This is a genomic window from Rhodococcus sp. 320_ES (genome assembly GCF_059691855.1).
Genome location: NZ_JCAWAG010000004.1, coordinates 292,908 through 306,478 on the forward strand (window position 1 = coordinate 292,908; position 13,571 = coordinate 306,478).

Annotated in this window: 2 protein-coding genes (1 of these 2 only partly in view); both read right to left on the reverse strand. The window is 68.0% G+C overall.

Annotation, left to right across the window (positions count from 1 at the left end):
* Window positions 1-4,898, reverse strand: partial view of a non-ribosomal peptide synthetase gene (locus AC59JP_RS15755; protein WP_497326742.1) — the start only. The gene continues 21,469 nt to the left of window position 1, outside the view; 4,898 of the gene's 26,367 nt are visible here — the first part of the coding sequence; it begins with the start codon at window positions 4,896-4,898; its stop codon lies off the left edge, out of view.
* A gap of 57 nt (window positions 4,899-4,955) precedes the next feature.
* Window positions 4,956-13,490: an amino acid adenylation domain-containing protein gene (locus tag AC59JP_RS15760; RefSeq protein ID WP_497326743.1), complete on the reverse strand. Its 8,535-nt coding sequence runs from the start codon at window positions 13,488-13,490 to the stop codon at window positions 4,956-4,958.
* Window positions 13,491-13,571 lie beyond the last annotated feature (81 nt).

A 13,571-nucleotide genomic window follows, 5' to 3' on the forward strand; every position in this document is an offset into this window, starting at 1 on the left:
TCGTCCAAGCCGACGCGTTCCACGTCGAGAAGCGCCGAGAAGACGTCGGCGACAACCTTTTCCGTCACCGTGGACGGGGAGCGGTACTCCTTGGCCTCCGTGGTGAAGACGGGCTCCGGCAGTGCGCGACGATCGAGCTTGCCGCTCGGGCTCAGCGGAATCTCGTCGAGGACGAGCACCTGTGCGGGCACCATGTACGCGGGCAGGCGTTCGCCGGCGAATCCGAGAACCTCGTGGACGTCGGGCGCGGCGCCCGCAGCGGCGGTCACGTACGCGACGAGTGCGTCACCGGTGCGGTCGTCGGTGTGCACGATCGCCACGGCACGGGAGACGTCGGGATGGGCGGCAAGTGCGGACTCGATCTCACCGAGTTCGATGCGCAGGCCGCGCAGTTTGACCTGGAAGTCGGTGCGCCCGAGGAACTCCAGCTCCCCGTCGGCGTTGTGGAACACGAGGTCGCCGGTGCGGTACATCCGCTCGCCGGTGGTCGAACGCGGGTCCGCGACGAATCGTTCGGCCGTGAGGTCGGCGCGCCCGAGGTAGCCGCGCGCGAGCTGCACACCGGTCAGGTACAGCTCACCGGGGACACCGGTAGGAACGTCGTGTAGGCGCGAATCCAGCACGCGGGCACCGGTATTGCGGATCGGGCGCCCGATCGGAACGGTGCGGGTGTCGGACTCCACCGCGCGGTGCAGAGTCGAGGTGACGGTCGCCTCGGTGGGGCCGTAGGTGTTGTCGAGCTCGGCGGGTGACGACGCGGAGAAGCGTCGTACGAGGTCCGCGGACAGCGCCTCGCCGCCGACGGACAGATAACGCAGGGTGGTCGGCAGGGCGAGATCGGCATCGGAGAGAAACAGCTCGAGCATCGACGGCACGAACTCGAGAATGGCGACCTCACGCTCCCGCGAGATCTGCAGCAGGTAGGCCGCGTCCAGGTGTCCTTCGGGACGCGCGATCACCAGTGCGGCACCGAGCTGGAGCGGAAGGAACAGCTCCCACACCGAAGCGTCGAACGTGACCGGCGTCTTGTGAAGCATGACGTCGGTGTCGCCGAGCTCGTAGAGCTCGTGCATCCAGAGCATCTGGTTGATCACGCTGCGGTGCGCTACCGCAACACCTTTGGGACGCCCGGTCGAGCCGGACGTGAAGATGACGTAGGCGACGTTCTCGGGGCGCAGCGGTGCCGTGCGGTCGGCGTCGGTCAGCGGCTCGTGCGAGTACTCGGACAGGTCGATCGTGTCGATGTCGACGATCGCTGGGAACGCCGGCAGATCTGCGTGGTCGCGCACCGTCGTCAGCAGTGCGACCGGCTTGGACGTCTCCAGCACGTATTCGGTGCGCTCGTGCGGATGTTCGGGATCGATGGGGACGTATCCGCCGCCCGCTTCGAGCACCGCGTAGACGGCGATCATGAGTTCGAGCGACCGGCGCGCACCGACCGCGACCAGGGTGTCGGGCCCGACACCGAGCGAGACCAGGTGCCGCGCGAGACGCGCGACGCGATCGCCGAACTCGCGGTAGGTGAGTTCGTCGCCCTCGTAGATCAGGGCCGTGTTGTCCGGGTGGGCCGCGGCGCTGGTGCGGAACATCTCCACGAGCGTCGTGTCGGGCAGCGGGGCGTCGGCGCCGCGGAGCTCCGGCTGCTCGCCGTCGATGACCAGGGGAAGGTCGCCGACCGGGGTGGTGGCGTCGGCTGCAATGGCGGAGAGCACCGCGACGAAACGTTCGGCGACCGCCTCGATGGTGGCGCGGTCGAACAGATCCGTTGCGTAGAGCAGGGTTCCGTCGATGGGTCCGGTGGAGCCGTCGGGCTCGGTCTGCTCCATCATCGTGACGGTCAGGTCGAGTTTCGCGACATCCGCTTCGACATCGACCAGTCCGATGGTGACGTCGGGCAGCTCGATTTCGGTGCGCTCGAAGTTCTGCAGCATGAGCAGAACCTGGAACAGCGGCGCATACGCCAACGACCGTGCGGGCCGCAGGATGTCGACGAGGCGGTCGAGCGGAAGATCGGAATTGCCGAGCGCTTCCAGGTCCGCAGTGCGGGTGCGCGCGAGGAAGTCGGTGAACGTCTCGTCCGGGTTCACGAACGAACGCAGCACCAGGGTGTTGCCGAACATGCCGACGAGGTCGTCGAGCGCAGCCTCGCCGCGGCCGCCGATCTGGGTGCCGATCGAGACGTCGTCGGTGGCCGCGAGACGCGACAGCAGGACGGCCAGGGCGGCGTGGACCACCATGAACAGCGTCGAGTTACTCTCTCGCGCAAGCTTGTTGAGCGCGTCCGCCACATCCCGGTCGACACTGAACGCCACGGTCGCGCCGCGTGAGGTGGGCAGTTCCGGGCGCGGGCGATCGGTGGGAAGCTCGATGACCTCGGGCGTTCCCGCGAGGGCGGTGGACCAGAACGCGATCTGCTTGGCGGCAAGCGATTCCGGATCGCTCTCGTCGCCGAGGAGTTCGCGGTGCCAGATGGCGTAGTCCGCGTACTGCACCTCGAGCGGCGCCATCTCCGGCGCCGATCCGGCCGCGCGCGCTACGTACGCGGTGGTGAGGTCGCGCACGAGCGGCGCGAGGGACCCGCCGTCGCTGGCGATGTGGTGCATGACGACGACGAGAACGTACGCATCGCCGGAAGGTGCGGGCAGGCCGGAGGCCGGTCGGGAGGTCACTGCAAACAGCCTGGCGCGGAAGGGGACTGCGGTGGAGACGTCGAAGCCCTCCATCACCATCGGCGTCAGGGTTTCGACGAGAGCCGACTCGTCCAGCGGCTCAGGGGTCAGGGACACCGCGGACGCAGGCCGAATCTCCTGCACCGGACCGTCGTCGGTCTGCGGGTAGACTGTGCGCAGAGTTTCGTGGCGCTCGAGGAGATCGCCGAATGCCTGCTCGAGAGCAGTGATGTTCAGGTTGCCCGTGATGCGCAGCGCTGCGGGCTGGTTGTAACCGGCCGAGGAGGTGTCGTACTGGTTGGTGAGCCACATGCGCTGCTGCGCGAAGGACAGCGGCAGTCCGCCTTCGGGCCGATGCCCGGCTTCGAGCCGCGGGCGACCGGAGTTGCCGATGGTCGCTTCCGCGCGCGCGGCGAGGTCGGCCACCGATGCGGACTCGAAGATGTCGCGGACACCGACACGTGCGCCCATCGCGTCGTTGATGCGCGCGACGACGCGCGTCGCGATGAGGGAGTTGCCGCCGAGCTCGAAGAAGTTGTCGTCCAACCCGACTCGCTCCGCGCCCAGCAGATCCGCCAGCACGGCGGCCACTGCACGCTGGGCGTCGGTCTCGGGTTCGCGGTACTCGCGCGTGCTCGTGCCGATGGTCGGGGCGGGAAGCGCGGTGCGGTCGAGCTTGCCCACCGGGGTCAGCGGAACCGCGTCGATGACGATGATCTCCGACGGGACCATGTAGCCCGTCAGGGTGCGGCCGACGAACTCCGTGAGCTCGGCGGGGTCGGGATCCGAACCGGGCTCCGGAAGGACGTACGCGACCAGGGCGGTGGACCCGTCGGGCAGCTGGTGACCGACGGTCGCCGCGAAGCGCACCTTCTCGTGGGCGGACAGAGCGGCGTCGATCTCGCCGAGTTCGATGCGGAATCCGCGCACCTTGACCTGAAAGTCGCTGCGGCCCAGGTAGTCCAGAGCGCCGTTGGCGCGTTGACGCACCACGTCGCCGGTGCGGTACATCTTCGCGCCGGGTTCGCCGAAGGGGTCGGCGACGAAGCGTTCGGCCGTCAGCGGCAGCCGACCGTGGTAGCCGCGCGCCAGTCCCGGCCCGGCGGAGTACAGCTCACCGGCGACACCGACGGGTACCTGCCGCAACCGCGAGTCGAGGACGTACGTGGTGAAGTCGCGGATGGCGCCGCCGATCGAGACCGGTTCTCCCGGAATCAGTTCGGCGCAGTTGGTCATGACGGTGGCTTCGGTGGGACCGAAGCCGTTGAACATGCGGCGACCACCGGTGACGAAGCGCGTCACCAACTCCGGGGGGCACGCCTCACCGGCGGTGACGACGACACGGAAGTCGGTCAGAGGATCGGGATCGATAGACGCCAGCACCGACGGGGTGATGACGGCGTGCGTCACCTTCTGCTCGCGGAGCAGCTCGGTCAGCTCGTCGCCGCCGAACACCGTCGCGGGCGACACCACCAGCGTCGCACCGGAACCGATGGCCATCAACAGTTCGAAGACGGACGCGTCGAAGCTCGGGGACGCCACGGCCAGCGTGCGCGAGTCGCGGTCGATGCCGAATCGCTCGCGCTGCTCGGCGGCCAACCCGGCGAGACCGGCGTGGGTCACCTCGACGCCCTTCGGGCGACCCGTGGAGCCGGAGGTGTAGATCATGTACGCGGTGTTCAGCGGGGTGACGGTGCGCAACCGGTCGGCGTAGGTGACGGGTTCGGACGTCTGGCCGTCGACGGCAGCCATGGTCTCCGGATCGTCGAGCACTACCCACTCGACTCCGGCGTGCCCGCTCACACTGGGGAGGAACTCCGCCGTCGTGATGCCGAGTGCGGCACCGGAGTCGGACAGCATGTACTCGATACGGTCGGCCGGGTAGTTGGGGTCGACGGGCACGTAGGCGGCACCGGTCTTCGCGACGGCCCACACGGACAGAATCGACTGCGCGGACCGGGTAATGGCCAGGGCGACCACGGACTCGGTACCGATGCCGCGCGACATCAGCTCGCGGGCAAGTCGCGACGACCGTTCGTCGATCTCTCGGTAGGTCCAGGTTGCGTCCGCGGCGACGACGGCGTGGCCGTCGGGATTGGCCTCGACAGCCGCCGCGAGAAGCTGCGGGAGGGTCGCGGACCGTGGGCGCTGACGACGGCGGGGCCGTTCGCGGGGAGCACGTGATCGACGAGCGCCCCGACCTTCGCTGTCGGGAGAGCCGTCAGTCATGCAGTAACTCCTCTTGTTGCCGTACCTGTGTCCATCACAACCTTAACGATCGCCCGATCAGCTCCACGCACTCGTCCTGAGCTGCGTGGCGTCGATCGCGAGAACGTCCACAGAGGTATCGCTCACGAAGGCCGAGACGTTTCCCCGGGCCTCGTCCGCACCGCCCGGAGCTGTGTCGACGACGGCCACCTCGAGGTCGTCCAACTCGGTGGGGTCGACGTCGACGAGGTCGTCGGGACGGGCGAAGACGTGGGTGACCCACTGATCGGCTAGCTCGTCCTCGAGCGGGACCGAGTCGTGAGTAACCACAGCGTCTCGGGTTACCACAGCCGCGCCCATCGCCCCCGCGATCAGGGCGGCCAGAATCGACACCGCCGGACCGACAGCCGGGGTGGCCAGCAGACGCGACTCGTAGGTCACGTTCAGCGCGGCCGCTTCGGCGGACACCAGCCCACCCAGCTGGTCGTGGGTGAGCGACAGCTCGCCGACGATCAGGGCTGCGTCACCGGACTCCACGGGGCGTGTGCGATCGGCGTACGAGACCGGACGCCCGGACGCCTCTGCCAGTGCGGGGTCGATCGCATCCATGTGCACTGCGTCATCCATACGTACTGCGTCGACATCGGAGTCCACCACCAGGGCGGCACCCGATTTGAGCACGCCCCACCACGTCGCCGGGTCCGACCCTGCGGCCACCGTCGACCCGGGTCCCACTCCGCGACCGGCGAGGACCCGCGCAACCTTGTTGGACGCGGTGTCGAGTTCGGCGAAGGTGATGTCCGACTCGGGCCCGGACACCGCGGGTGCCTCCGGATCGGACTCCACGGCCGCCTCGAACAACGCCGTGATCGGCCTGCCGTCCACGACGGTCTCGCGGGCGGCGGGAGTCGGCGAGGCGGCCTCGACCTCGGCCAGCGGAAGGCTTGCGACGGTCCGGTCCGGATCGGCGGCCGCAGCGGTCAGCACGCTGACCAGGTGAGCACCGATGGTGCGGGCGGTCCCCTCGTCGAACAGCTCCGTCGCGTAGGTGAGCATCATCGTGGTGGGACCACCCGGTGCGCGGGTGCCGTCGTCGTCGACGGTGAGCATCAGGTCGAAGTTGGCCGGCTCGAACGGGTTCTCGAGCTCGGACACCTCGAGGCCGGGAAGCTCCAGCGTCGCCGGGGTGATGTTGCGGAACGCCAGCGCGGTCTGGAAGAGCGGATGCACCGAGTTCGAACGGCCAGGAGCCACCGCGTCCACCACGTTCTCGAACGGAACTTCCGCATTGGCGAACGCTCCGAGATCCGCGTGCCTGGCCTCGGACACCAACGCGCCGAACGATTCGGACTCGTCGATCCGCACCCGCAGCACGACGGTGTTGACCAACATGCCCACCATCGCGTCGAGCGCAGGATCGCCACGACCGGCGAGGGCGGTGCCGACGGCGATGTCGAGCGAGCCGGACAACCGCGACAGCACGACGGACAGAGCCGCGTGCACCACCATGAACTTGGTGGCGCTGTGACTCTGCGCCACCTCCTCCAGACGGTCCGACGTCTCGCCGTCCAACGCGAAGTGCACGGACGCACCGGTTTTGGTCGGGTTGGCCGGCCGGTCACGATCCCGAGGCAGGTCGAGCTCCGGCGGCAACCCGTCCAGAGCGCGCTTCCAGTAGGACAACTGAGCCGAGGCCACGGAATCCGATTCGCGCGGGGACCCGAGCACGTCTCGCTGCCACAGCGCGTAGTCGGCGTACTGCACCGGGAGCGGAGCCCAGTTCGGCGCCGACCCCGATGTGCGAGCCACGTACGCGGTCATCAGGTCTCGGGTCAGCGGGACCCGGGAGAACCCGTCCGCCGAGATGTGATGCACGACCAGCGCGAGCACGGCGGAGGACGGCCCGATGCGCATGAGCTGCAACCGAAGTGGCACCGCGGAGGTCACGTCGAACGGTTCGAGCGCGAACGTCACGAACCGGTCCACGACATCGTCGGGTTCCACGTCGACGATCTCGACGCCGACCGTGTCGGTGGTCAGTTCCTGTCGCGGCACCCCGTCGGCCTCCGGGTAGACGGTCCGCAGAATCTCGTGCCGATCGACGAGGTCTGCCACCGCGGCACGGAACGCGTCGACGTCGAGCTCGCCTTCGAGCCGAATACCCAAGGGCAGGTTGTAGACCGGCGACGACGGCTCGATGCGGTTGCTGATCCACATGCGCTGCTGGGCTAGTGCGAGCGGAACCACGTCCGGCCGTTCGCGCGGGACGAGCGGTGGGCGCACCGGACCGGAGAGCGCCGTGATGCGCGAGGCGAAGGACGCCACGGTCGTGTTGTCGAACACCACACGCACCGGCACGTGCACGTCGAGTGCGGCGCCCACCCGCGACGCAACCTGCGTTGCGATCAGCGAGTTTCCGCCGAGTGCGAAGAAGTCGTCGTCCAGGCCGACCGTCTCGACGTGCAGCAGCTCACCGAAGATCTCCGCGACGGTCTTCTCCACGGCCGTGGTCGGCGCTCGGTACGCCACGGCCTCGACGACCGGATCGGGCAGTGCCCTGCGATCGAGCTTGCCGCTGGCGTTGAGGGGGAACTCGTCGAGCACGACGATGTGCGACGGAACCATGTACGACGGAACGGCTTTCACCAGCGCGGTGCGCACGTCGTCCACGTCGATCACGCTGTGGAAGTGCGGCACGACGTAGGCGACCAGCGCCTCGTCGCGGAGCACCACCACGCTGTTACCGATTGCCATCTGCTCGCACAGTGCCGACTCGATCTCACCGAGTTCGATGCGCAGACCGCGCACCTTGACCTGGAAATCGGTGCGGCCCACGTAGACGATCTCGCCGTCACGGCGCCACCGCACCAAGTCTCCGGTGCGGTACATCCGTTCGCCCGGAGTCGACGGGAACGGATGCGCGACAAAGCGATCCGCCGTCAGATCCGCACGCCCGAGGTAACCGCGAGCCAACTGGGCACCGGTCAGATACAGCTCACCGGCAACGCCCACCGGCACCGGACCGAGACGCTCGTCGAGCACCAGAGTGCCGGTGTTCCACACTGCCCGCCCGATCGGGACGTCGGTGTGATCGGACGACACGACCTCGTGGTACGTGACGTCCACCGCGGCTTCGGTGGGGCCGTACAGGTTGTGCAGCGACGCCTTCGGGAGGAGGGTCCGCGCTCGGCGCGCGGTGGATGCGGCCAGCGCCTCGCCGGAGGCGAACACCATGCGAAGCGACGGCAACCGGTTCGGCTCGAGGTCGGAGACGAACACCGACAGCATCGACGGAACGAAGTGCATGATCGAGACGGACTTCTCATCCACGACCTGCGCGAGATACGCGGTGTCGCGGTGTCCGTCCGGAAGGGCGATCGCGATACGCGCGCCGACCTGCAAGGCCCAGAACAACTCCCACACCGACACGTCGAAGGTGACGGGCGTCTTCTGCAACACCACGTCGCTCGCGTTGGCCGAGTACTCGTGCTGCATCCACAGCAGGCGGTTGACGATCGCGCCGTGGGCGACGGCGACACCCTTGGGTCGACCGGTGGATCCGGAGGTGAAGATGACGTACGCCGGGTTCGAAGCACGAAGGGGCGCAGTGCGTTCGGAGTCGGTGATCGGTTCCCCGGACACGTCCGGTCCGGTGAGCGAGTCGAGGGTGTCGACCGTGACGACCGGCGCGGTACCAACCCCGGGACGGTCGTCGCGCGTGGTGGTCAGCACCAACAGCGGATCGGCCTTGTCGAGGATGTACTCGTTGCGGTCGGCCGGCTGATCGGGATCGATCGGCACGTACGCCCCGCCGGCCTTGACGACCGCGTAGATGCCGACGAGCATCTCGATCGATCGGCGCATCGAGACCACGACGAAGGACTCGGGGCCGACCCCGTGCGAGATCAGCAGCCGCGCAAGCCGATTGACCCGAGCGTCGAATTCGGCGTAGGTCAGGCTCTGGTCACCGAACTCGACGGCGATCGAATTCGGGGTGCGGGCGACCTGCGCGTCGTAGAGGTCCACGAGGGTGCGCGACGGCTCGATGGTGACCGCGGTGTCGTTCCACTCCTCGATCACGTTGCGACGCTCGACGGGGCTCAGCACGTCGATGTCGCCGACGGGAACCTCCGGGTAGGACACCGCGCTGCGCAGGACGCGCACGAAACGCTCGGCGAAGGCCGCGACGGACTCGCGGTCGAACAGGTCCGTGGCGTACGTGAACGCTGCGTGCATGCCGCCCGGCGCACCGTTCTTGTCGGTCGAATCGATCAGTGTCAGTTGCAGATCGAACTTGGCGACCGACAGGTCGAACTCCACCGTGGACAGCCGAAGTCCGGTGAGCTCGACCGAGGACTGTTCGAGATTCTGGAACGCCAGCATGACCTGGAAGATCGGGTGACGCGATTCCGAGCGCGACGGAGACAGCACCTCGACCAGCCGCTCGAACGGTACGTCGGCGTTGGCGAAGGCGGCGAGGTCTTCCTCGCGCACCGACGCGAGCAGAGACTCGAAGTCGGTGCCGGTGTCGAACGTCGTCCGCAGCGCGAGGGTGTTGACGAACATGCCGACGAGGTCGTCGATGGCCGCGTCGCCGCGGCCCGCGGTGGGAGTGCCGACCACGATGTCGGTGCTGCCGGTGACCTTGGAGAGCATGGCGACGAACGCCGCGTGCACCACCATGAACAGGGTGGTGTGGTAGCGGCCGGCGACCTTGGACATCGCGCTGTGGAGCCCGGCGTCGATCTCGAACTCGTAGGTGGCGCCGCGGAAGCTGGGGCGCGCCGGGCGCGGGCGATCGGTGGTCAGCTCCAGTCGGTCGGGGGCGTCGGCGAGCTTCGTCGCCCAGTAGCGCTCCTGTTGCGAGATGACCGATTCCGGATCGTCCTCGGACCCCAGCACCTCCCGCTGCCACAGCGCGTAGTCGGAGTACTGGACGGGCAGCGGCGCCCACGTGGGGGCGTACCACGCGATGCGCGCGCTGTACGCGGCCATGATGTCGCGCGCCAGGGGCGCCATCGACGCACCGTCGGACGAGATGTGGTGAATGACGATGGCGAGCACGTACCGCGTGTCGTCGAGACGGTAGAGGCGACCGTGGATCGGGACCCTCGTGGTGACGTCGAAGGTGGTCGAGGCGAACGTCAACAAGGTCTGCTCGAGCAACGCGTCGTCGACGTCCACGGGCGTGAGGTCGGGGACGACCTCCTCCGCCATGTGGATCAGCTGCACCGGCCCGGACTCGGTGTCCGGGTACGACGTGCGCAGCGCCTCGTGCCGATCGATCACGTCGAGTACCGCAACCTGCAACGCGGCGATGTCGAGTTCGCCGTCGAGGCGCACCGCGAACGGAATGTTGTACGCCACGGACGAGGGATCGAACTGATTCAGGAACCACATTCGCCTCTGCGCCAACGACAACGGCGCCGGCTCGGTGCGATCCCGCGGCGCCAGCCGCAGGTTCGCCGAGTCGCCCGAGCGTTGCTGCAGGCGTGCCGCCAGCGAACCGACGGTGGGCGCTTCGAACAGCGTCCGAACCGAGACGCTGGTGTTCAGGGCGGCGCCGAGCCGCGACACCGCACGCGTCGCGATCAACGAGTTGCCACCGAGAGCGAAGAAATCGTCGTCGAGACCGACCTTCTCCACGCCCATCAGTTCCGTGAACACGGACGCGACGATCTCTTCGACGACCGTGGTGGGGGCGCGGAACTCACGCTTCTCGAGCACCGGCTCGGGGAGGCGGAACCGGTCGACCTTGCCGTTGACCGTGACCGGAAGGTGGTCCAGGACCACCACCGAGGCCGGGATCATGTGCGACGGAAGACGTTGGGCCGCATGGCGAAGGAGCTCGGAATGATCGAGGGCATCGCCCTCCTCGAGCACCACGTACGCGGCGAGAACCGTTGCGCCGGAACTTTGCTCGTAGGCGACGGTCACCGCGGTGCGCACGCTGCGGTGATCGGTCAGCACGTTGTCGATCTCGCCGAGCTCGATGCGGAAGCCGCGAATCTTCACCTGCGAATCGGCGCGGCCGACGTAGTGGATCTCGCCCTCCGGCGTCCACCGCACGAGATCGCCGGTGCGGTACATGCGCGAACCCGGCTCGCCGTAGGGGCTGGCGACGAACCGAGTCACGGTGAGCGCGAAGCGATTCGCGTATCCCCGCGTGACACCGGGGCCGGCCACGAAGAGCTCCCCGATGACGCCGACGGGGACGGGTCGCAGCCTGTTGTCGAGTACGACCTCGACGAGACCACGCACGGGCGTGCCGATGGTGATGGGTGCGCCCGGCGAGAGCGGGCGGGTGATCGACGAGATCATCGTCGTCTCGGTGGGTCCGTAGGCGTTGAACAGATTCGTCTGCCCCACCCACCGCGCGGCGACCTCGGGCGGCAACGCTTCGCCGGCGCTGATGATGCACTCGATCTGCTCGAGCCCGTCGGGGTCCAGCGAGCCGAGCGCAGCGGGCGTGATGACCACGTGGGTCACGTGTTTCGTGCGGATGTAGTCGGCCAGCTCCTCGCCGCCGAACACTCCGACCGGGGCCAGCGCGAGCGTGGTCGAGCGGGACAGTGCCATCAGCTGCTCGAACACCGACGCGTCGAAACTCGGTGAGGCCACGGCCATCACGACCGAATCGTGGTGCACGCCGTAGTGCTCGGCCATGTCGTCGCCGATGTTCACGAGACCGTCGTGGGGCACCACCACGCCCTTGGGAAGGCCCGTCGAGCCCGAGGTGTAGATCATGTACGCCATGTTCGAGACGTGAATCGGTGCGAAGCGGTCGGCATCGGTGACCGCGTCCGCGGACAACTCGTCGCATTCGCTGCGCACGGTGTCGTCGTCGAGCAGCAGCCAGTCGATGGTGTCGGGGAGATCGCCGCGGTACCGGGACGTCGTGAGACCCACCTTCGCACCGGAATCGACGAGCATGTGCTCGATGCGGTCCATCGGATACGCCGGATCGATGGGCAGGAACGCGCCGCCGGTCTTGACGATGGACCACGTCGAGCAGATCGTGTTCAGCGAGCGAGGCAGCCCCATGGCCACCACCGACTCGGTGCCGACTCCGCGTGCGATGAGCATGCGCGCCACACGATTCGAGTACTCGTCGAGCTCGCGGTAGGTCATCTGCTCGCGGTCCGTCGTCACGGCGAGGGCGTCCGGATCGGCGGCGACCGCATGGGCGATGATCTCCGGAAAGGTTCGGGCGGGCCATGATTCGGGTCCTACCGCCGGGACGAACCGCTCGCGCTCGGCCGAGGTGACCGGGTCGATCTCGCCGATGGTCGACTCGGTCGGGGCAGCGACGAAATCGTCCAGGAACCGCACGAAGCGGTCCCGGTGACCTTGCAGACGCGCCGCGTCGTACCGATTCGGGTTGGCCTCGAAGTCGATTCGCAGCGAGCTCGCGTCGGAACCGGGATAGACGTTGAGAGCCAGGTCCTCGATCGGGCCCGTGGTGAGAACGTTGTAGGACCCGTACACCGAGCCGAGTCGCAGCTCGTCGTGGAAGAGCATGATGTTGACCGATGGGCCGAACAGGCCGCGGTGCGCCGACGAGCCGCCGGCGTCGCGCCGAATGTCCTCGTGCCGATAGCGCTGGCGACGCAGCGCGCCGGTGAGTTCGAGCTGCGCTTGCGTCACCGCGGCCGCGACCGTGCACTCGGGCGGCAACTGCATCCGCAGGGGAACGACGTTGGAGACCATGCCACCCGAGCGGCGCACCGCTGCGGTGGTGCGCCCGGACACGGGCAAGCTCAGGACCGTGTCGTCGGCGCCGGTCATCCGCGCCACGTATGCCGCGAACGCCGCCACGACCAGTGGTGCGGTTCCAGTCCCCAGCTCGGCGATCCGGCCGTCGATGCGCTCGATCAGAGAGGTGGGGATGCCACCGCTCACGAGAGCCGCCGGGGAGGTGACGGGGGCCATCGCGTCGGCCAGGCTCGGCGGGTCGGGAAGCGACGCCGTCTTCTCGGCCCAGTACTCGCGGTCCTTGGTGAACCGCTCGGACTGGCGGTACTTGGAGTCGTCCGTGTAGAGCCACTGCAGCTCGACGGCGCTGCTGGGCGCCGGATCGACACCGTCTGCGGCAGCGGAGTAGAGCGCGGTCGCACGCTGGAGCATCGTCATGGCGCCGAAACCGTCGGTGGCCACGTGGTGGATCCGGGAGTACCAGTAGTAGTGATCGTCGGCGAGTTGCAGCACCCAGGACACCACCAGGCGATCGGCGAGGATGTCGATGGGCGAGCTGTACTCGCGGGTCATCCACTCCATGGCGGCGGCGGCCGGGTCGGCTTCGGAACGCAGATCGAGATAGCCCAGCGCGTCCTCGATGGACCGGTCGACGTACTGGTACGGCTGCCCGTCGACCTCGATAAGACGCAGAAAGCCCGATCCGAATTCGTATCCGGCGGTGTAGAGGCTGTCGTTGAGCAGCTGGACGTCGAGTGCGCCCGGCACGTCCACGTAGTGCGCGATCGAGATCGGAACGTCACCGGCGAGTTGCTGTGCGAACCAGATCCCTCGCTGTGCGGCCGACAGCGGAAATGCGCCGCTCGGGAGAGAAGCTTCCGAATTCGGCTCCAACAACCGACCCCACTTTCGTTCCACGATTTCGGTACATCGACGGTTTTGCCCCCGCAAACCGTCGCGAAATCCATTGATCCACTTGCGAAGTGCTCGCTGAGCGGC